The sequence below is a fragment of the Allokutzneria multivorans genome, assembly GCF_039537405.1.
GTDB classification, from domain to species: Bacteria; Actinomycetota; Actinomycetes; order Mycobacteriales; family Pseudonocardiaceae; genus Allokutzneria; species Allokutzneria multivorans.
Genome location: NZ_BAABAL010000016.1, coordinates 93,393 through 117,501, shown reverse-complemented (window position 1 = coordinate 117,501; position 24,109 = coordinate 93,393). Strand labels below are relative to the sequence as shown.

Below are 24,109 nucleotides of genomic sequence, written 5' to 3'. Positions count from 1 at the left end.
GACGGCTTGGTCGTCAAACGACTGGGCAACACCTATCGAGGCGCGCTCGGGGCGGGTACGGCCGCCCAGTACGCGCTCGCGGACATCGCTCGGCAGCGGGACACCGGTGTGATCAGCGGCTACCACGTCGACGCCGCGCGGTCCTACCACCAGCTGCTCGGGCGCAGGCTCGACGACGACGCCCGAGCGCTCGACCCCCACTTCCGCGCGGCGATCGAAGCGCACGGCGAGACCGAGGGCCCGTTCGTCTTCGCCGAGCAGCACCCGTTCTCAGACATCAACAACTCCAGGTGGACCGCACAGGACGCGGCGGAGATGGCCAGCGGGGTGCGGGCGCTGCTGAAGGGCCGCGGCTGGCAGTCGCAGGAGGCCGACCCCGCCGACGCAACGGCACGGGAGGAGATGCGCGCGGCCAGGATGGAACAGATCCGCATGGTCGCCGAACGCGCCGAGCTCATCGCGGAGCTGGCGACGATCCCGAACATCGTGATCATCGATGACGCGCCGACCCTTGCCTGGATGGCGAGTGAGAACAGGCTGGGCGCCGTCGTCGTCCAGGAAAACGCCGAGACCGGAGAAAAGGGCCAGGAACTCTGGCTCTCGCCCGCCGCCTTCGCCTCGCCGAACACCCTGATCGCGGTGCTGGAGCAGGCACTCGCCCACTCCGCACAGCTCAGGGAGCTCTCACCCACCACCACCGAGCGCGCGCGCTTCCTCGTCATCGGCGCCCAGGAGCACGCGGACGGTGACCACGGCGACGACGCTCCCCTGTTCCGGGAGGGCGGCGTCACCGAAGCCGGGAACCTGGAAGCGCTGATCTCGATGATGGGTCAGCTGCCACGGGTGTCCCTCGAGCAGCTCCAAGGCCGCCCGCCGAGGATCTTCTTCCGGGACTTCGGCGTGACGATGGACCTCGCCGTGACGGTGGCGGAGGGGGAGTTCATCGATCACGTGCGCGTCTTCGACAGCGCGCTCGGGACGACGACCGCAGTGCTGCACCTCGCGCGGCGGCACAGCGTCGTCAACGCCACGATCGCGGCGGCCGAGCTGATCGGGACCCTGGAAGCCGGACTGCGCCGCGACGCCGGGTTGCCCGCGCTGACCCCGCCGCGGCTGATGAGCGACGGCAGGCCGACGCCGTACGCGAACCAGGCGACCGGTGCGCTCTACCGGATGAACGCCATCGCCAACGTGATCACCACGACCGGATCGGGCTTCCACCAGGTCACCGGGCCGGGCACCGCACCGCTGTGGATCTCCTTCCGCGCAGCCGCCTCAACGCTCGTCGACGCGGTGGGCACGGACGGTGTGACAGCGCTGATCGAGCGCGGACAGCTCACCGGGCAGGCCCGTCTGGTCCTCGCGGAACTGGCGATCTGGGGCGAGGTGCCCCGTGGTCTTGACCCGGCCACCAACCTGTTCGCCCTCCCGAGAACCGCCGTGGGCGACACGGCGTGGAGCGATGTCTTCGAGCCCTCCGCCCGGCGCAGGCCGTTCGACCCGACGGCCGCGGACGTGACACGGGCGCTCGACGAACTCCGCTGGTCCGGCGCGGTGCCGGGGCTGGAGCACGGCACCAAGCTGCCGGGCGAGCCGATCGAGATCACCTTCGGATCGACCCAGCTGCGCCTGACCACCGACAAGCCCTTCCACCAGCCGGCGAGCGAGAACGCCCTGTCCTCGCTGCGGCTCCGCAGCGGCGGTGCCGCCGACATCCAGCTCCGCAGCGGCCTGGACCACGAGCGCGCCGTGCGCGAGTACGCCTACCAGTTGGGCAAGCTGGCCGTCGAGAAGAAGCCGTCGGGTCTGCGGAGCCTGCTGCCGTGGTCGGCCAAGGCCACCATCGACGCCGAGACCGCGGGCAAGCTCGCGGTGCTCAACGTCATGGCCTACCAGCTGGACCAGGCGAAGGGCGAGGGCGCGGAACTCGAGCGGCCGCTGCCGTCGACCAGGCGCGAACTCGCCGCGCGCGCTGCGGAGTTCCTGGAGTTCGCCGACCGCGTGCTGGCGGAGCTGCCGGAGGGACAGGACTGGGCCGCCCTCACCACCGCGCACCTGCGCGGAAAAGCGAACGAGCTGCTCGCGGGCACGGCCGCCTCCTACGTGGCGTGGGACTCCGATCCCAGCAAGCTGATGGGGCCGACGGAACTGCGGCTGCGCGAACAGCTGGAGGCGGGGGTCACGGTCGGCGGAGAGCTCTCCGACGAGCCCGGCTGGCTCCGCCTCGACGAGCGGCACAGCGTCGACGGGCGGCACAAACCGGTCGGCGACTACCTGCCGAGACTGGCGGAGCTCGATGGCGCCCCCGTTGAGGACGTCACGCCCACGGAGGTCATCGCCGCTGGGCACATCGGCGACGAACTCGGTCTGACCGCGTACGCGGCCTTGCGGCGGGGCATGCCGACAATGGTTCCGTCGGCCACGCCATGGCGCGGCCCGCAGGGTCCCGGCGTGGTGCGGCAGCGGCTGGACGACGGGGACCCCAGGCCCCTCGACGTCCACGACTACGACCAGCTGTACCGGGAACTGGCGGCGATCTTCGACTACGCCATCGGGCACCTCGGCCGGGACGAGGACACCTACGGCACCACCTACAAGACCGACCTCTTCGCGGCCGCGGGCACCGCACCGCTGCTCAAGATCAACTCCCCGGCGTTCCCCAGCCCGGACGAGGCGGTCATCCGCTCGGACTTCGTCGCCACCCAGGTCGGCGTCAGGTTCAGCGCTTGGACGCTGCGCACCGTGCTGGAGAACGTCTCCGTCGAGCACCTGGCGGAACAGCTGCGCAGGGACGGGCTCGGCGAGGACGAGATCGCCGGGGTGCGCGCCCGGCTGACGGAGATGCGCGACACCGGCATGATCACCGGTGCGGCCGTCACCGGGATCGAGTTCGCCAACGGCACCCCCGTCGCTCTGCCGGGTTCGGCCGTGCCCGCCGAGTTCGCCGGGATCGACCCGGAGAGCCTGCCCATGATGGGCGCCATCAGCTCGGTCTCCGGGAAGCTGGACGCCGGGGCAGCCGCGCTCCTCGTCGAGTTGGCTTCCCCCGATGTCACGGTGTGGCGGGACGAGGCTGGGCTCGGAGAGCCCGAGCTGCACGAGTACGGCGAGTGGCGGGTCGGCCCGAAGGAGGGCCTGATCGGCGCGTTCATCCCCACCGGGGAGAAGGCGCCCGACGGCGCCGACAGCGCCGCCAAGCGCCTGCTCGCGCAGTGGCAGACGCTGGTCGCCTTCGGCTGGCAGCACCTCAGCCCACCCGCCGTCGCGTGGGAAGGTCCCCGCGGGCGTGGTGTCGTGCTCCAGCGCGTCCTGGGCTTCGTGCGGGGTCTGAACCGCAAGGCCCTGCGGTCCCTCGACGGCCAGCGCGCTGCTGCGCTGCACTACGTGCTCGGAGTGACCGGGGAGCACCGGGCGCACGGCACGTGGGGCACCGACGGGGCGGGCAACCTCGTGCTGCACGGCGACCCGGACATCCTGCCCACTCAGGAACAGGTGGAGTCCGGGACCGTTCGCATCGACTCCGACTTCGTCGCGGAGCACCTCAACCGGCCGTTCGACGGGCAGGTCCTGCGGGAGCTGCGCGAGATCGCCCCGAACAAGCTCGCCGAGGCGCTGCGCTCGGCGGGCATCGGCGAGCACGAGATCCAGCGCGCGCTCGACCGCCTGCGGGAGGTGCAACGCGAAGGCCGGATCACCGGCCAGGCTTGGGGCCGGGTCATCAGGAGCAAGGTGAACGCCTCCGAGGACTACGACCACGTGTGGGTCAAGTGGATCTCCGAGGGCTCCGCGACGGCAGAACCCGGGCTCCCGGTGAACGACGAGACCCTTCGCCAGGCCGCGCACGAGGCCGGGCTCCTCGATGAGCTGAGCAGGGTCAACGTGGTGACCGAACACGACCGGGACACCCTGGCGTGGTTCAGGCGGGAGAACGCGCTCGGCGCCACCCCCGTCAAGGAGGGCGGGCGCACGATCTGGCTGACGCCCGCCGCCTTCGCCGACATGGACACCCTTGTCCGGGTCCTCGCGCACGAGCTGGCCCACGCCGAGCAGCTCCAGGCAAAACTCGGGCCCGGCATAACCTCCATTGACGTGCTGGAAGAGCACGCGCACGGCTGGGCCGACACCGCGCTCACCAAGGTGCGGGGCGGTGAGGCGACGTTCGCTCCCGTGCGGGACATCCCCAAGGTGCCTCCGATCCCCGGCACCGAGAACGTGTCGTTCCTGTTCCACCGGGAAGACGGGCACGGGGCTCCGTCGGAGTTCAACGCGGGACAGGGCATTCCGGAACCGCTGATCGACCACATCGTGGATGAGGTCAGGGCCTTCCGGAAGTCCGGTGGCCGGGCCTATGCCATCTACCCGGACAGGCACCCATCGGACTGGCGGCAGTTGGTCCGCGCCATCAAGGAGGGCACGGCGCGCGCCGACGGCGTCGACGGCGTCGACGCCCGCACCATGGACGGTTCGCTGAACAACGCCCACTTCGCGGTCGTAGCAGAGACCTCGCAAGGGATCCAGGCCGCGGCGCTCGTGCGGGTGACGCAGATCGGCTTCGTCGTGCTCGCGGCCGGGACTCTCGGTGACGGCCTGTCGCAGGCCTACACCGCCGCTCACCACGAACTCGCGAACGCCGCGGCCCGGTTCCCTGGCGCCGACGAATCCGACGAGTCAGGCGTTCCGGTGTTCGACCTGCACACCCGCACTCCCGAGGACACCGAGCGGCACCGGCTCCTCGGCCGCAGGATCGACCTCCACGCCGCGACGGCGGGCATCAAGGGTGCTCCCCCAGAGAGCAACTCGGTGTGGACCGCCTCGGACGTCCGGCAGCTCTCCGCCGACGTCAACGCGGAGCTGGAGGCGGCGATCTCCAAGCAGGCGGTCGAGCTGATCGCCAAGCAGGCCAACGACTTCGACCACGCCGGCGGAGTCGCCGAGGTCGTCGTGAGGGATGACGGCCGCCAGCAGGAACTGCTCGACGAGGTGGAGCGCCTGCGCGACGGTGACGAGGCCGACCGCAAGATCGCCGCCGTCCTCGAAGCCGACAACGACGGCGTCGTGGTCGTCCGCGTGCGGGGCAAGGTGCACGCCGTCGCCGCGATCGAGGACCGCTACGACCACCTGATCGTCGGCGAACTGATCACCTCGACGTCCGCGCCGTCGAGCGCCACCGGCGCTGTCGAACTCGCCCTGGCGCACCACGTCGTCGACAGGGCGAAGAACAGGCAGCCGTACGGGCCCGAGTTCCTGGGCGCCGCGAGCTCCGTTGACGCCGAGGGCTTCTGGGCGCACGTGCGCATGGGCCGCCGCACGGACGACATCATCCAAACCGTGTTCGGCAGCACGATGAACACCGCGCTGGTGACGGGCGCCGCGCGCGAGATCGTCGCGAAGGTTCCTGCGCGGATGCAGGCGATCGAGGACGCCGTCACCGAGCAGGTCCAGCGCCTGCTCACCGCCGTCCCGGCCAAGGACGTCCGCGCGGAGACGGAGGAGCTGAAGCGGAAGCTGGCCGGGGAGGTCGCGAACGTCAGTCACATCGGAGACGGCACGTACGAGATCACCTTCACCGATGGCAGCCAGGCGCTCTACCGACCGGCGCCCTTGCGCGACAGCACGTGGGAGAACGACGCGGCGGCCAAGGACATCGCCTTCGCCCGTCTCGCGGAGGTTCTCGGCTGGAGCTACCTCGTCGGCACCACCATCCACTGGACGGACGGACCGCACGGGCCGGGTTCGGTGCTGCTGCTGGACCGCGACGCCACCGAGGCAGGCACCCCCGCGAACTCCTACTCCCCGATCGACCTCGAACGGGCCGCGGTGCTGGACTACCTCGCCGGGATGATGAGCAGGCCCGCCGAGCACCAGCAGGTCAGCGGGGCCGGACGGGCGCTGTTGCGCGGCAGCGAGGACTCTTGGCCCGGTACCGGCCACCGCGGTCAGTCCTTCGAGGACAACCGCTCCGACGTCATCCGCGCCTGGCAGGAGGCCGGTCTCCCGCTGAGCGCTGAGACCGTCGCCGCCGTCGCCGGACTCACCATGGCCCACGTGCGCCTGCTCGGCATCGGCGACACCGCCGCCGGTGACTGGCTCGTCGAGCGCATCACCGAGGTCCGGAAGACAGGCACGATCACCGGGCAGGCGTGGGCGGAGAGCGCTGTTCCCGTCGATCCGCGGCACGCCACCCCTGAACGACGCGTCGAGGCGACGTTGGAGCTGGCGTCGGCGACGGAGTTGGAGCGGCACACGGACCACGGCGAGCCGGAGCCCAACCGCGAGAAGATCAAGGCGTTCGTGGACGCGACACCGCGCGTCCTTCCCAGCATGAGCGCCGCCGACGTCAAGAAGGCGATCGAGGACGTCGACCACCTGGACCGGCCGAAGGTTGCCGCGTTCGTCGCCGCGGCCCTCGGCCACGACGACGCGCGGAGCCTGAGCTTCGGGCAACGGAACGACGACGGTGTCTATCCCGTCCTCGCACTCACGCTGTCGGGCGTGCGGGAGATCGGAGTGGTCAAGCTCTACGACGCTCGGGGCGACGCGGACGCCCAAGCGAGCGACTACCTCCGCGACATGAAGGGTTACGCCGCGATCGATCAGGCGTCCCGGCGCTCCGGCGTGGCCCTCGCGATCGACGGCCCGGTCGATGTCGGCTCCCTCGATCTCGATGACGGCACCGCGATGGGCATCGCGGTCTTCCCGTCCAGCGCGGGATCCAGGAACGTCGACGACCTCCTCAACGAGGTGCGCTCCGCCAAGGACGAGCAGTCACGCCAACGAGCCCTGTCAACCCTGGTCAAGGCGGCGGGACAGGTGGGTGAGCACGCCGCGATGCTGCACCGCGCGTCTGAGGACACCGAGGCGGTTCCCGAGCCGTTCTCCATCGACAACGACCAGATGCCCTCGGGCGTGCTGGCAGTGCTGACGGACTACCCCGAGTTCCTCGAGCGCCACGGCCTCGCCGAGGGCTTCGACGCCTTCGAGGCACGGGTCATCGCCGCGGAACTGGACCCGGAGCGGACGGACAGCGGTCGGGTCGTGCTGACCCACAACAACCTGCGCCCCCACAGCCTGCTCGTCGACGGCGACGGCAACGTGCGCTTCACCAACGTCGCGTACGTGGCGGACTCCCTGGGCGCCGGAGGTCTGCCGGTCAGGACTCCGATCGCGCCCCCCGAGGGCGAGCTCCCGGTGTACGAGCTCGTCGTCCTCACCGACCGGGGCGACCCCTTCTCCGACGTCGACACGTTCGTCTCGACCCTGCACCTGGAGATGGGCGACGACTGGAGCGCGCTGACCGAGGTGCTTGAGGCCTTCGTCGTGGGCTACGAGGCCGCGTGGCCGGGCGTGTCGATCAGACACCGGGTCACCCACACCCTCCTGCTGCTCATGTTCCGCGATCTGGAGGAAATCGCCGAGGGCGCGCGGAACGGTCACGACGGCCAGGACGCGAGAGTCGCGCGGCTGCTGGACAACATCCGTTCCCTGCTCGGCCCCGACACCACGCCCCGGGGCCGCGTCGAGGCGGTGAAGAACCTTGCCCGGGCTACCGAACTGCACCCGATGGTCGACAAGGTGGAGGACCCCCGCAACGCCGGGGCGATCGCGTTCTTCGCTGCTGTGGCGCCGCACCTGTTGCCGGGGCTCAGCGTCGAGAACGTCGTGGAGGCGATGGAGGATCCGTCCTCGCCGCACCGCGACGCGGTCATGGGCGTGGTCGCCGAGGCTCTCGGCCGTACAGACACCGAGAACCTGGGTTTCTGGGAGGTGAGCAAGGGCATCGCCGAGGTCCGCGACCTCGGCACCAGCGAGCCGATCGCAGTGCTCAAGCTCTCCGTGAGCTGGGACCCGGCGGGGCCCCCGCAGATCGGCCGGTTCATCCGGGAGATGCAGGGCCACGCGCTCAACGAGCAGATCCCCGGTGACCCGTTCCCCCTCGTGCACCCCGTCGAGGCCGGGGTGATCGGCGCGGGCGAGCTGTCCGGGCTCATCGTCGCCGTCCTCCCCTCGGGAGCGGAGCCGGTGCTCGAGCTCGCCGAAGGCTCCCCCGCCGACCTCACCGTGATCACCCCGGCAAGCCCGTCCGCGGCGGCCTCCGAACACGAAGTGGACGAGTCCGAGACCGACCTCGCGGCGGACCTGGCCTCCCCCGAGGCCACGGTGTGGCGGGACGAGGACTTGCTGTCGGAACTCTCCCCGTACGGCCAGCACCGGGTCGGCCCGGAGGACGATCTGTTCGGCGTGCTCGTCCCGCAAGGCGAGATGACGCTCGACCCCGCTGACCCGGACAGCGCGACCAAGCGCCTGCTCGCGGAGTGGCGGGCACTGGTCGCCGTCGGCTGGCCGCACATCGGCACAGCCACAGTGGCGTGGGAAGGGCCCGAGGGCCGCGGTGTCGTGCTCCAGCACGTGCCGGGCTTCACGTGGGGCGTGTCATCCGCCGTTCAGCGTTCCGTGGACGGCCAGCGCGCCGCGGCGATGCACTACCTGCTGGCCAAGACCGGTGACAACCGAGCGCACGGCGCGTGGGGCACCGACTTCGCGGGCAACCTCGTGCTGCACGGCGACGCGGACATCCTGCCGACGCGCGAACAGGTGGAGTCCGGCACGGTCGCCATCAACTCCGACTTCGTGTCGGAGCACCTCAACAAGCCGTTCGACGCACAGGTCGCGCGAGAACTGCGCGAGATGGCCCCGGACAAGCTCGCCGCCGCCCTCCGATCGGCAGGTGTCGGCGAGTACGAGATCCAGGGCGCGGTCGAGCGTCTGCTGGAGATGCAGCGCGAAGGCCGGATCACCGGCCAGGCGTGGGGCCGGATCATCAGGAGCCGGGTCAACCTGTCCCAGCTCTACAACCACGCCTGGGTCCAGTGGGAATCCGAAGGCTCCGCCACAGCAGACCCCGGCCTCCCAGTGAACCTCGACTCCGTCTGGCACGCCGCCAGTAAGGCCGGGCTCCTCGACAAACTGCTCGCGGTCAACGTCGTACTCGACCACGAACAGAAGACGCTGGAGTGGTTCAGACGAGAGAACGCCCTCGGCGCAACCCCCGTCAAGGACGAGAACCACGAGATCTGGCTCGCGCCCGCCGCCTTCGCCGACATCGAGACCCTCATGCGGGTGCTCGCGCACGAACTCGCCCACGTCGAGCAACTACGCGCAGGTCACACCCCTGCCACCATCTCGGTGGACGCACTCGAAGAGCACGCCCACGCCTGGGCGGCCGTCGCTCTGGCGAGGTTGAACGGCGACCACGAGGCGGCCTACGTCGACGCGGCGAACATCGCCTGGCTACCGCCGCGCTCCGGTACCGAGAACATGTCCTTCCTGTTCCACAAGGAGCACGGGCACGGGGCTCCGTTCGAGCGCAACGTGGGCAGAGGCGTGCCCGACGCGGCCGTCGACCACGTGGTGAACGACGTCAGGGAGTTCCTGGGGACTCTTCAGGGCCGCGTTGAGGTGATCCAGCCCGGCAGCTCGGGATGGCAGCGCCTGATCCAGGACACCGGACGCGGCCAGCAGGCGGGTGACCGCGTCGCCACAGAGCTCCAGCAGAAGCTGGGCCAAGCCAACTTCGCGATCGTGGCCACCACCTCGAACGACCTCCAGGCGGTAACGCTGGTGCAGGACACGCGGAGCGGCTTCATCGTGCTCGCCTCCGGTGTTCTCGCGAACGGTCTGCCGCAGGCGGACATCGCCGCGCAGCACCTGCTGGCGCAGATCGCGAAGGAACGCGGCGCACCGGTGCTCGACCGGCACGGCACGCCGACCTCGCCCACCTCGCGGCACCTGTTCATCGGCCGCAGGCTCGACCAGCACGCGGCGGCGGGCCTCCCGTGGGCGCACGCGCACAACTCGGTGTGGACCGCGGCGGACGCGCGTGAACTCGCCGACCGAGTGGACGCCGAGCTGAACACGGTGGTCCCGGGGAAGGCGATCGACGTGATCGCCGGCCAGGCCAACGAGGTCCACGACGCGGGCGGTGTCGCCGAGGTCATCATGAAGGGCGACAGCCGCTGGCCCGAACTGGTCCGCGACCTGGAACGCCTGAACAACGGCGACAAGGCCGATCACGACATCGCCGCTGTGCTCAACGCCAGGAACGACGGCGTCGTCGTCGTCCACGTGATGGGCCAGATCCGCGCCGTCGCCCCGGTCAACCAGGCGCACGTCCAGGCCCCGAACGGCGAGTGGAAGACCTACCTGCGCGTCGGCGGACGGCTGGTCAACTCGACGTCCGCGCTGCCAGGTGCCGCCGGCGCCATCGAGCTCGCGCTGGCGCGCTACGTCATCGCCGAGGCGCAGACCCAGACGCACGGTGAGCAGCACCTGGGCATCGGGAGCTTCGCCGACCAGGACAACGTCCAGACGCACCGGAGCATGGGCCGCCTCGTGGACGGCGCCGCCCAGTACCTGTTCGACAGCCGGCTGAACTCCGCGATGACGGTGCGCGCCGCGCACGAGATCGCCGCGAAGGTGCCGGCACGGAGGAAGACGCTCCAGGAAGAGGCGAAGAGGGCCCCGGCTCAGCGCCCGCGCACGGACGTCCCGGTCAAGGACTTGGAGACGCGGAGGCAAGAGCTGGCGCGGATGCTTGAGCAGAAGGTCAAGGGCATCAGGCCCACCGGCGCCGGCACGTACGAGATCACCTTCATCGACAGCGACGACAAGGCGACCTACCGGGTGGCCGGTGCGCAGTGGGAGAGCAGCGACGCGGCCAAGGACGTCGCCTACGCCGAACTCGCCGAGATGCTCGGCTGGGGCTACCTCGTCGGCACCACCATGCAGTGGTCCGACGGGCCGTCCGGCCCCGGCTCCGTGACGCTGCACGACCGCAACGCCAGGCAGGCCGTCAACCTCCAGCACGCCTACTCGCCGATCGACCTCGAACGGGCCGCGGTGCTGGACTACCTCGCCGGGATCATGAGCAGGCCCTCCGAGCACCAGCAGGTCAGCGGGATCGGGCGAGCACTGCTGCGTGGCAGCAGGCACTCCTGGCCGAGGGACGCCCATCAGGGAGTGTCCTTCACGGACAACCGATCCGAGGTCATCAGCGCCTGGATGGGGACCGGCCGCTCGCTCAGCCCCGAGACCGTCGCCGCCGTCGCCGGGCTCATCGAGCGGACCGACGGGCTCGACGTGCGGCTGCTCGGCATCGACGACACCGCCGCCAACGCGTTCCTCCTCGAGCGCATCGCCGAGATCCGGGAAACCGGCACGATCACCGGGCGGGCGTGGGGCGCCACCACGACCGGGACCCAGGTCAAAAAGGAGACCGGAACCAAGGCGGGGACCGAGGCCGCGCAGCTGGCAGAAGCCGCCAACGACGGATCGCGGCGGGACAGCCGACCAGAGGTTGAACTGGACACCCCCGAGAGGGCGGCCGCCCGGCGCGACCCGTACCGGATCGACTTCACCGGGCAGATCGGTTTCAGCCTGGGCAGGCCCACATCGGTCGGGCTCGCGACGGTCCTCCTCACCGCGAACACGATCGACCTGGACGCGACGCAGTTCCTGGCGCACCACCAGTGCCACCGGTTCGCAGGCGCGCTGAACTACATGACCGGGTGGGACATCGTGACCATCGACGCCCTCGTCGACGGCACCTGGAAGCCGATGCACAGCGCCGTGATGACACCCGACGGCAGGGCGTTCGACATCAACGGCCTCTCGCAGTTGTCCGCGCTCATGGAGAAGTACAGCCGCTACGAGGGTGAGAAGCGCGAAACGCGGCACCGGGTCGTGGCCACGGAGAACATGCCGGGCGACGTGATGACCAACATGGACCGCCGAGGCGACCCGCTCTGGTGGAGCGCCGACTGCGCGTTCGCGATGGTCGCGGCGTTCATGCACTTCGGCCGCTTGGTGTTGCGCAACAACGGCTTTGGCGATCCGCGCCCCAGCGGCTACGGTCCGCCGAGATCCTGGTTCTCACAGGTGAAGTCACGGCTCTTCCCAGCGAGGGCGCAGGAAGTGGCTGCCCCGGCTGAGGTGGCTGCCCCGGCTCAGGTGGCGGAGCCCGCCCCCGGCCCGGTGGAGACGGCGCAGGCCGTGCCCCTGACGGCGCAGGCGGAGCGCGTCAGGACGACGCTGGCGCTGGCGCTGGCGACGGAGTTGGAGCGGCGCCCGGTCGGCACCGAGCCGCAGGCCAACCACGACGCGATCAGGGCGTTCGTGAACGCGGCACCGAGCGTCCTCCCCGGCATGAGCGCCGGCAGCGTGCGGGAAGCGGTCACGCAGGCCAACCACCCGTTCTGGGGTGAGGTCGCCGAGTTCGTCGCCGCGGCCCTCGGCCGTGACGACGCGCGGAACCTGAGCTTCGGGGCCCGGGGCGACGGCTCCTACTCCGTCCAGGTCCTCACGCCGTCGGGGGTGCGGGAGATCGGAGTGGTCAAGCTCTACGACACTCAGGTCGACGCGGACACCAACGCGGGCGACTTCCTCCGCGACATGAAGGGCTACGCCGCGATCGCCCAGGTGGCCGAGCGCTCGGGCGTTCCCCTCGCGGTCGTCGGCCCGGTCGACGTCGGTTCACTCAGTTCTCCGGACCACCGCACGGCGACCGGCATCGCGGTCTTCCCGTCCGACGCGGGGGGCAGGGAATTCACCGAACTCCTCAAGGGGGTGCTGCAGGCCAAGGACGAGCAGTCGGGCCTGCAGGCCCTGTCGCCCCTGGTCGACGCGGCCCGACAGGTGGGTGGGCAGGTCGCGACGCTGCACCGCGCGTCCGAGGACACCGCTGCGGCTCCCAAGCGGTTCCGCTTCTCCGAGCACCAAACGCCCTCAGCCGTGCTCGAAGCTCTGCTGACCCACCCCGAGTTCCTCGAGCGTCACGGCCTCACCAGCGTCCTGCCCGCCCTTGAGGCACGGGTCAGCGCCGAGGAGCTGAACCCGATGTGGGCGGACAGCGGCCGGGTGGTGCTGACCCTCAACAACCTGCGACCGAGCAGCCTGCTCGTCGACGCTGACGGCAACGTTCGCATCAACGGCGTCGACATGGTCTCGGACTCACTGGGCACGGGCGGCGTGCCGGGCAGGGCCTCGATCGCTCGACCCGGCAGAGGGGTCCCGGAGCACGAACTCGTCGTCCTCGGCGAGCAGGGCGACCCCCTCGTCGACGTCGACAGGTTCGTCACGAACCTCTACCGCGAGATGCGCGACGACTGGGGTGCGTTGACCCGGGTGCTCGACGCCTTCGTCGTGGGCTACGAGGCCGCATGGCCCGGTGTTCTCCCCCTGCAGCGGATCACCCACACCCTCCTGCTGCTCTCGTTCCTCGACCTGGAGCGGATGGCCGAGAGCGAGGAGAACGGCCACGCCAGCCAGGACGCGGCCGTCGCCCGGGTGATGGGCAACATCCGCGCCCTGCTCGGCCCCGACACCAGCGAGACCCTCGACCCGCTCGACACCACCACGCCCCAGGGACGCGTCGAGGTGTCGAAGAACCTGGCCCGCGTGACCGAACTGCACCCGATGGTCGGCAACCTCGAAGACCCGCGCAACGCCGAGGCGATCGCGTTCTTCACGGCTGAGGCACCGCACCTGCTGCCGGGGCTCAGCGTCGACGACGTGGTGCGGGCGATGGAGGACCCGTCGTCGCCGCACCGCGACGCGATCATGGGCGTGGTCGCGGACGCGCTCGGCCGCGGCGACCACGCCCAGAACGTGGGGCTCCGCAAGCTGGCCGAGGGCGTCGCCGCAGTCCGTGACCTCGTCACGGGTGTGACGGTCGCGGTGCTCAAGCTCGCCACGAGCTGGGACGCCGCGAGGCCCCCGCAGGTCGGCCGGTTCATCCGGGAGATGCAGGGCCACGCGCTCAACGAGCAGATCCCCGGTGACCCGTTCCCCCTCGTGCACCCCGTCGAGGCCGGCGTGATCGGCGTCGCGGGCGAGCTGTCCGGTCTCATCGTCGCTCCCGTCCCCTCGGGAGCGGAGCCGATGTCCGCGCTCGCCGACGGCTCCCCCGCGGCCTTCGCCGAAACCGACAACGGTTCCCCCACGGTGGAAACAGGCCTCCCGATGGACCGCGAGACCATCGAGCTGGCCGCGGGAAAGGCCGGGCTCCTGGAGGAGCTGGGCAAGGTCCGGAACGTGGTGACCGACCACAAGCGGAAGACGCTGGACTGGTTCAGGCGGGAGAACGCGCTCGGCGCCACCCCCGTCACCATGGGCGGGCACGAGATCTGGCTGTCCCCTGCGGCCTTCGCCGACATGGACACCCTCATCCGGGTACTCGCGCACGAACTCGCCCACGCGGCGCAGTTGCGCGGGGAGCGCAACCCGGCCAACACGTCCGTGGACGTGTTGGAGGACCACGCGCACGCCTGGGGCGAGGCCGCGCTCATCAGGGCGCGGGGTGGCGAGGCGGAGCTGGCCAGCGTCGCTGACATCCCCGACCAGGCTCCGATCCCGGGCACCGAGAACGCGGCCTTCCTGTTCCACAGGGAGCACGAGCACGGTCACGAGACGCCGTTCGAGCGCAACACGGGCAGGGGCATGCCCGCCTCGGCCATCGACTACGTCGCCGAGGACGTCAGGGAGTTCCAGAAACGCGGTGGGGGCGTCCAGGTCGTCAGGCCGGGCACCCACGCCTGGACCACGCTGTTCGAGGAAACCCAACGGGCCGCCGCAACCAACGACCCCGTCGCCAAACAGCTGAACCAGTCGATGAGCCACGCCCGCTTCGCGATCGTGGCGTTCACCAGGGACGGCCTCCAGGCCGCGACCACGGTGCACGCGGCACCACACGGCCTGGTCGTGCTCGCCTCCGGCGCGCTCGCGCACGGGCTGCCTCAGGCGGAAGCCGCAGCGCAGCACGTGCTCGCCGTCACAGCCGTCCAGCAGCGGACCGGGGTGTACGACAACCACAGGCCCGCGAATCGCGCCCGGCACCTGTTCATCGGCCGACGGCTCGACCACTACGCGCCGAACCCGCAGGGCGGCTACCAGACGTACAACTCGGTGTGGACGCCCTCCGACGCCAAGGAACTCGCCGACGGAGTGGCAGCCGCGCTGCGCCCGCCCGCGATCCGCGACTCCGCGCTGGAGGTGATCGCACAGCAGGCTCACGCGTTCTGGCAGTCCGGTGGAGGTGTCGGCGAGATCGTCTTCAAGGGCACCCCGCGCTGGGCGGAACTCCTCCGCGACATTCCCCGGCTGCGCGGTCCCGAGGCCGATGCGAGCGATCACCGGATCGCCGAAGTCCTGGAGAACTGCAGCTACGGCGTCGTGGTGGCGCAGACGGTCGGCAGGGTGCACGCCGCCGCGCCCGTCGTGCAGGGCTACGGTCAGGGCCGCCTGCTCATCGGGGAGCAAGCGGTCAGCTCCTCCGCGAGCCCGGGCTTCGCCGGTGCCATCGAGTACGCCCTCGCGCAGTACGCCACCGCGCACCAGGAACCGGTCATGGGCTTCGCCGCTCCGGAGGCCTTCCGGACGCACCAGGCCATGGGACGCACCATGGGCGGCACCGTCCAGTGGACCTACGGCGCCGACGTGAACTCCGTGCTGACGCCCGAGGCCGCGCGCGAGATCGTCACCAAGCTGCCGAAGCGGTTGCAGGCGCTCGCCGAGCGCCCGGCTCCGACAACCGTCGAACCGGTCCAGCGGCTCGCCGAGCCCCAGGTCAAGGACCTCGGCACCAGGAGGCTGGAGCTCGGGCAGAAGCTGGCGCGGGAGATCCAGAGCATCGAGCGCTCCGGCGTCGACACCTACCTGATCACCTTCACCGACGGCACCCAGGCGATGTACCGCCCGGCGGCCAACGGCACGTGGGAGAACAGCGAGGCGGCGAAGGAGGTCGCGTACGCCGAACTCGCCGAGCAGCTCGGCTGGGGCTACCTGGTCCCGACCACCATGCGGTGGGACGGGCCGGAGGGCCCCGGCGTGGTGCAGCTGATCGACCCCACGGCAGGCAGGGTGCGCGACCTCCACAGCGACTACGCGCTGATCGACCTGGAGCGGACCGCGGCGCTGGACTACCTCGCGGGGGTCATGGGCAGGCGCCCGCAGGACCAGCAGGTCAGCAGGATCGGTCGTGCGCTGCTGAGCGGAAACCTGGACTCCTGGCCCGGAGCCCGCGAGCTGCTGCAGCCCTTCGCCCTCGTGCGCTCCGACGTCGTCGGCGCCTGGTTGCAGGTGCAGGAGAGGACAGGTCGCGGGCTGAGCGAGGACACCCTCGCGGCCGTGGCCGGGCTCGACGAACAGCGGGTGCGGCGACTGGGCATCACCGACCGAGCCGCCAACGACGGGCTCGTGAACCGCGTCAAGGAGATCAAGGACACCGGCCGGATCACCGGGCGGGCGTGGGAACAGGGCGGTGAGCGGGCACGGCCCACCCCGGCCGAGCGCGTCGCGGAGACGATGGCGCTGGCGTCGGCGACGCCGATGCACCCGTTGCCGCCGACCGCCGGGAACCGGCTGAACGAGGTCGTCGAGAACCCGCTGAACGAGGCTTCGATCCAGGAGTTCTCCGGAAGGGCCCCCCGGCTGCTCGACGGGCTGAGCCCGCAGGACGTGGTGAACGCGCTGGTGCTCGACACCCACCAGCACCGGCCCGCGGTCGCCGCGCTGGTGGCGGCGGCGCTCGGCAGGCCTGATCCGCAGAACCTGGCCTTCGAGCTGATCAAGGGCGACGTCCGGTTCGTCGTCGACGCGACGAGCGGGCAGCGGCTCGCGGTCCTCAAGCTGTACAACGAGCAGGGGTCGCTGGGCACCGGCCGGTTCATCCGGGAAATGCAGTCCTTCGCGACCGTCGGCCGGGCCGGTGACCCGATCACCGTCGTGACCCCGGTCGAGGCCGGACTCGTCGGCGTTGCGGGAGGAGCGCAGGCGGGCTTGATCGTCTCCCCCGTCATCCCGGGTGTGCGAACGCTGGAGCAGCTGGGCAGCGCGGTGCGCGACGCCGCTGACGAGGACGCGCGGAAGGACGCCGTGCACGCCTGGCGGAGCGCGAGCCACCAGGCCGGTGCCGAAGCAGCGCGGCTGCACCAGGCGACGCTCGACGACCAGCAGAGCCCTGAGCCCTTCCAGCCGCCAGAGGAGCACCTCGCCTCCAGCGTGCTGCGTGAGCTGCGCGGCAACACCCGCTTCGCCGAGTCGATCGGCCTCGACCGGCACATCGCCGGGCTGGAGCGGGTGCTGGTGGCGGGCGAGCGAGTGCTGGGCGGCTTCGACAGCGGCCTGGTGGCGGTGACCGACAACGACTACCACCTCACCAACATCCTCATCGCCCCCGACGGCACGCAGCACGTCGTCGACCTGGAGCTGATGGCGGAGTCCGTCGGCCCTGACGGCCGCCCCACCAGGACCCCGCAGGTCTCGGGCGACCACCGGGTGAACCCCGTCCTGGCCCAGCAGGGCGACCCGCTCGTCGACTTCGACGTCTTCGTCACCGACGTGTTCAAGAAGTTCCCGCAGAACTGGGACGCGGTGGTGGAGGCGGTCACCGGCTACGTCGAGGGCTACAACTCGATCATGCCCGGCGTGGTGACCCAGGACCGCGCCAGGTACCTGCTGTCGCTGCTGCTGGTCGGCAAGCTCGCCAAGATCAGCGAACTGTCCGAGGCCGTCGCGTCCCTGCCCCACCAGGTCGCGGCGGCGGAGTCCGCGCTGGCCAACCTGCGCCAACTGCTGGGAGTCACCGAGGACACCGCCACCGGGAACGTGGAGTCCTCCGCGCTCGGGCGCCAAGCCCCGGGCACCGTTGCGACGGTCGTCGAGGCGCAGACGGCAGGTGCGCACGACACGCCCGCCGCGCGCGTCGAGCGTTCCATCGCGCTCGCGCTGAACGCGCCGACGCTGCTGTCGGCGGTCATGCACGAGGAACCCGAGCAGAACTGGGAGTCGATCCAGCGGTTCACCGAATCGGCGCCGCACCTGCTCGCCGGGCTGAGCGTCGCCCAGGTGCAGGACGGTCTGGAGGTGGACGGCAGCCCGCACAGCGGCGCCGTCGCCGAACTCGTCGCGCGGTCGCTCGGCCGCTCCGACGTCACCAGCGTCGAGTTCAGGCACCTCGTCGACAAGCCCGGTATCCGCCTCGCCGTCGACCGGGCCACCGGCGAACCGCTCGCCGTGGTCAAGGCGTACGTCGGCCGAGGCGACGACGTGGCGTCGGTGGGCCGGTTCATGAGGGACATGCACGCGCTCGGAGCGGTGGACCAGTTGCGCGGCAACCGCATCCCGCTCGTCCGCCCGATCGAAGCGGGTCTGATCGGAGACCCGGACACGGAGATGGCCGGGTTCATCGTCTCCCCCGTCCCGAGGGGCGCCCGCGCGCTCGGTGCGCTGAGCCGGGCGATCGTCGACGCCGGCGACGCCGGCGACGCCACCGAGCGCCAAGCAGCCGTGGACGCCTTCCTCGCCGCCAGCGGCAAGGCGGGCGAGCACGCCGCGAGGCTGCACCTCGCCTCCCGCGCCGAGCAGTGGAGCGGTGAGCCGTTCAGCATCGCGGAGCAGAACCGGGCATCGAACGTCCTGCGAGAGCTGGCGGGCGAGCGCGCGTTCGCCGACAGCATCGGGCTCACCGAGCACACTGACGCGCTGGGTCGGGCGATCGTCGCTCAGGAGCAGGCGCTGGGAAGCACGGACAGCCTCGTCGTCTCGTTGACCCACAACGACTACCACCCGGACAACCTGCTCGTTGACTCCGACGGTGAACTCCACATCATCGACCTGGAGCTGATGGCGGCGTCCATGCTCTCGGGCGGCCATCCCACTCGTGCCCTGGTGAGCGTGGCCGAGGACCAGGACCGGCGGCCGATCATGGCCCACGCGGGCGACCCGCTCTTCGACGTCGACAAGTTCGTGTGGGGCGTCTTCACCCAGCTCCACCGCGACTGGCCGACGATGCTGCGGGTGATCGACAGCTTCGTGCTCGGCTACGACTCGGTCTTCCCGGGTGTGGTGACCAGGGAACGCATCGAGCACCACCTGTCGCTGCTGGTGCTCGGCCACCTGACGTGGACGGCCGGGGAGGTCGCGGCGGGACGGGCGACGCCGCAGAACCTCGTCGACGCCAACGAGATGCTGACCAACCTCCTCGGCATGCTGGGCGTGGCCAACACCGGAACGAGCCCGGCACCGGCCAGCCCTGCGCAGGACGGCCCGACGCGGGTGCGCGAGACCACGGAACTGGCGCTGGCCACACCGCTGGAGCCGATGGGCTACGAGGGAGAGCCCTCGGCCAACGACGAGGCGATCCGGGCGTTCACCGAGAGCGCGCCGAGGGTGCTGGCGGGCATGACGGTCCCCGAGGTGCAGGCCGCGCTCTCCGATGCCACGCACCCCGGGCGCCCGGCGGTCGACGAGCTGGTCCTCAAGGCGCTGGGGCGTTCCGACAGCGAGAACCTGGAGCTGCGCCGCATCGACTTCGGGCGCGCCTTCCACGTCGTCGACACGACGACCGGGCAGCCGATCGCCATCGTCAAGCTGTACTTCGCCCCGGGCGGCAAACCCGACGCGGTGAACGGCTACCTGCGGGAGATGAAGTCCTTCGCCGCGCTGACCGAGCACGCGCGTCAAGCCGGGCAGAGCGTCCCCGTTGTCGCGCCCTTGGACGGCGGGATCATCGGCACACCCGGAGATCCGGTGGTGACCGGGCTGACCATCTCCGCCGTCGGTGCCGGCGAACAGACCATGCAGCAGCTCTACGAGGCGGTGGCCAACGCCTCGACCGCACAGGAGAAGAAGACTGCGGACGCACGACTCGGCCACGTCGCGCAGCGGCTCGGTGAGCGCATCGCCGGAGTGCACGCCCTGACCGAGGACCAGCGGCAGACCCCGGCGCCCGTCCTGCTCTCCGCGGATCAGCAAGTGTCCGGTCGATTCGGGCAGCTGACGGAACAGAGCGATCCCCTTCTCGCCGGTAGCGGTCTCGCTGAGCACGGCACGGCCGTCGAAGAGGCGATCCGCGCCATGGAGAACTCCCTGCACCGCCTCGACAGCGGGCGGGTCGCGATGACCCACAGCGCCCTGCGCGCGGACAGCGTCCTCGTCGGCCAGGACGGCGATGTGGTGCTCACCTCGCTGGAGCGGATGTCGGACTCCCTCGGTGCCGACGGCAAGCCCGTCAGAACCCCGGTGCCCACCATCTCGATCCACCCGGACGTCGTCGACGACGCCTTCTTCCTTACCGAGTACGGCGACCCGCTGACCGACATAGACATGGTCATCACCGTCGCCCACCAGGAGATGGGCAACGACTGGCGCGCGATCAGGCAGGTCGTCGACCGTTTCCTCACCGGTTACGAATCGGTGCTGCCCGCGGCACTCGTGCGGGAGCGCGCCACCTACCTGATGGTGCGGCTGGCCGTCGCCGAACTCGAGATGATCGCTGACCGGGTCCGGCCCGGCACGGCACAGCTGGCCGAGGTCACTGAGCTGGTGAACGCCCTCCGGGATCTGCTCGACCTGCGCGGCGAGGGTGAGCGCAGGGTCCTGCGGTCGACGCAGCTGGCGCTGGCCGCACCGCTGGAACCGAAGATCGAGATGAAGGAGCCCGCGAGCAACCTCGACGCGATCCAGCGCTTCGGCGACACCGCACCACGTGTGCTACCGGGTCTGAGAGCCAAGGATGTGGTGTGGGCTCTGGATGATCCGGAGCACGCGCACCGCCCGGCCGTCGCGCGTTTCGTCGCGGACGCCTTGAGCCGCTCCGACGCGGACGGGCTCGACTTCCAGCGTTACGGCGGGAAGGACGTCTACATGGTGTGGGACCTGCCCGTCGACGAGCGCGGGGCACCGGGGGCGGAACCGATCGCGGTCGTGAAGATCTCCGAGTTCTGGTTCGACGACCCGCGCGCGCTGCTGGGCAGATACCTCCGAGAAGTGCGGGCGTTCGGCGTCATCGACCGGATCAACCAGAAGATCGGCCGGCCCCTGCCCATGCTGACGCCGCTGGACACCGGGCTCCTCGGCGCGCCCGGCGACCCGGGGACGCGGGGCATCAGCGTCTCGCGGTACGTCCCGGGAGCCCTGCCGCTGAGCACGGTGCTGGCCACGGCGAACCTGTCCGATCCGGCCGACCGCGACACCCTGCTCGGTGTCTACCGCCAGGCAGGTGTGGTCACCGGCTACCTGCACGGGTTCACCCAGGACGACTCGCAGACGCCGGAGCGCTTCCAGCTCCCGGCGGACAGGCTGGCCTCGGCCCAGCTGCGGAGGCTGGGCGAGCACAGCCACTTCGCGAGCGAGATCGGGCTCACCCAGGATCTGACGGCGATCGAGGACGCCCTGCTCGCGGCCGAGCTGGAGCTGGGAGACCTCGACAGCGGCCTGGTCGTCCAGACGCACAACGACCTTCACATCGACAACGCGGTGTTCAGCAGCACCGGCCAGCTCTGGCTGCTCGACCCGGAGCTGCTGACCGACTCCACCGGACCGGACGGCAGGCCGATCAGGAGCCCGATGCCGCGCCTGCTGGAGTCCCGCGACGACGTTGCCATGGTCATCATGGCCGACTACGGCGACCCGCTCGCCGACTTCGACCACCTCGTCGCCAGCACCTACCAGGAGATGAAGGGCGACTGGGCCACCCTGATGGAACTCATCGCGGCCTTCACCGACGGCTACTCCTCCGTGATGCCCGACGTGATCACTCAGCGCCGGACCGCTTACCTGTTGATGAAGCTCGTCGTCAAGGACCTCAAGGAATTCGGGACCAAGTACTCGGAGGAGGGCCTCAAGGCCGAGGAGATGGTGCAGGCGCACGAGGCGCTGACCAACCTCCGGAACCTGCTGGGCATGGCCGCCCCGATCATCCCCGTCGTCCGGATGGAGACCGCGCTCTCGACGGCGGCGGCCACGCGGCTGGAGCCGAGCACCGACGACGGTGAACCGGCCGCCAACCACGTTGCGGTGCAACGGTTCGTGGACAACGCGCCGCGCGTGCTCGGCGACCTGGACGGGCGCGCGGTGACCGAGATCCTGGAGGGACGGGATCACCCGGCGCGCGAGGTGGTCGCCGGGTTCGTCGCCGCAGCGCTGGGCCGCACCGATCTGGAGAACCTGAGGTTCACCGACATCCGGGCCGTCAACAGCTTCATGGCGATCGACACCACCACCGACGAGCCGGTCGCGTTCGTCAAGCTGTTCAACGGCTGGGAGAGCACGTTCGCGGGGACGATCGGCTACATCAGCGAGCTCCAGGGCTACGCGGCGGTCGACGAGGGGGAAAGGCGCACCGGCAAGTCCGGCACCGTGGTGGCACCGCTGGACTCCGGGATCTTCGGCGGCCGCACGGCCGAGACGGTGAACGCGATCTCGGTCTTCCCGTTCGTGCCCGGGGGGCGGAGCTTCTCGGACTTCGCCCGCTCGGTGCGCGCGGAGAACGACCCCGAGGCGCGGGAGGCGGTGCTGGGTGCGGTCGCCCGCACGAGCACGCAGGTGGGCGAGCAGATCGCCGATGTCCACCGCCTGAACATGACCGGGCGGACCACGGAGCGCTTCGAACTGCCGCCCGAGCAGAGGGCGATGGGGCTGTTGGGCACCTTGCTCGAGGCCGGGCAGCCCTTCCTCGACGCGATCGGCTTCAACGAGCGCCGCCTCGCCATCGAGGACGCGCTCGCCGCGCGGGAAGCGGCCCTGGGCAGCACGGACAGCGGCTTCGTCACGCTGACCCACAACGACATGCTCCTGAAGAACATCATGGTGGACCTCGTCGAGAACGCGCGGCTCATCGACCTCGGGATGATGGCCAAGTCCCTGCGCGACGGGACTGTCCCGTCACGCGCGCCGGTGGCTCCCGGCATTAACGCGATCGTCCTGACCGAACACGGCGACCCGCTCTACGACGCGGACTTCTTCATCGACAGCGTCTACTGGGAGATGGGCGGGGACCGGGCGAGCATGCACCGGGTCGTCCAAGCCTTCGTCGACGGCTACAACCAGACGTGGCCGGGGATGCTGACGCAGGAACGGGTGACCTACCAGCTCCTGCTGCTGTCGCTGCACGAACTGACGACGCTGGCCAGGTGGGAACGATCAGGCGCGATCTCGCCGAGCGACTACGCCAAGGCCTCTGAGATCGTCAACGACATCTACGAGATGCTGGGCCTCGTGGACCGAACCGGCGTGGAGGGTTTCGATGAGTGACCAGATGTCCGTCGTGTGGACGGTCGCGCTGCCGGAGGCTCCCGGTGGTCAGCTCGCGGCCGTGCCGGGCGGATGCGCCGTGGCCACCGCCGGGCGCCTCACCGCGTTCGACGGCTCGGGGCGGCAGCTCTGGTCGGTGGAGACCGGGGCGGGTCCGGTGCGAGCGCCCCTCGCCGTCCCTGGTGGACTGCTCGTGCGCCCGGAGAACGACGACCTCGTGGTGCGGGCCGCCGACACCGGCGCGGAGGTGCGGCGCTGGGCCGCCAAGGGCGTCATCGCGGTCAGCCTGGCGCCGCACGGCAACCTCCTCACCGTGGACTCCTCGCCCGCGGTGGCCAAGACCTCGCTGGAGGGCGCACAGCTCTGGAGCGCCGCGCTCACGGCCCGCAGCTTCTTCCCCCCGGTCGTGACGGGCGAGCTCGTCGTCGTCCCCGGCAAGGACGGCGTCCACGCGCTCGACGGCGACGGCGGGACCCGCTGGGTGGCCAAGGGGCCCGGGCGCGGAGTGCGCGAGCCGGTCACCGTCCTGCGCGACGGCAGGTTGCTGGTCGAGTTTCTGGAGGAGATCGGTTCCGGCCTGTACGCGGTCGACCCCGGTGACGGCACGACCGAGCGCGTGTCCTCCCGTTGGACACCGCACCAGCCGATCACCGCACTGCCCGAGACCGCCGACCGGTTCGTCGCACAGGGCCCCACCGAGTCGCCGCTGCCGTTCACCCGCAGTCACACGGTGATGTCGGTCGGCCTGCCCGGCGAGGTGCGGTGGAAGAGCGAGGTCCCCGCCAAGCCGGACCTGGTGCTGGCCGCCCCGGACGGCCACCTGTTCGTCATCGGCCGCCCGCGGCCGGAACTGTCCCACCGCCGCGCCGAGAAGGAGGCCGACTTCGTGCTGTGCCTCGACCCAGACGGGCAACGGCGCTGGCTGTGGACGCTGCCGGAGACAATCGCCTACTCGCCCGTCCTGGACGCCGACGGAACCCTCTACGTCGGGACGCACGGCACCCTCCTCGCCGTGCGCCCCTGA

General features: G+C 70.7%; 2 protein-coding genes (1 of these 2 running past the window's edge). Both read left to right on the top strand.

Translation table 11 applies throughout. The features are described 5' to 3' along the window. Positions 1-23,085 carry the 3' portion of a WXG100-like domain-containing protein gene (locus tag ABD798_RS19855; protein ID WP_344876936.1) on the top strand. The gene continues 53,130 nt to the left of window position 1, outside the view, so 23,085 of the gene's 76,215 nt are visible here — the last part of the coding sequence; its start codon lies beyond the left edge, outside the window; the stop codon is at positions 23,083-23,085. Continuing rightward, positions 23,078-24,109, top strand: a complete 1,032-nt coding sequence (locus ABD798_RS19850) for an outer membrane protein assembly factor BamB family protein (RefSeq protein ID WP_344876934.1) — start codon at positions 23,078-23,080, stop codon at positions 24,107-24,109. The genes ABD798_RS19855 and ABD798_RS19850 overlap by 8 nt, the downstream gene beginning before the upstream one ends.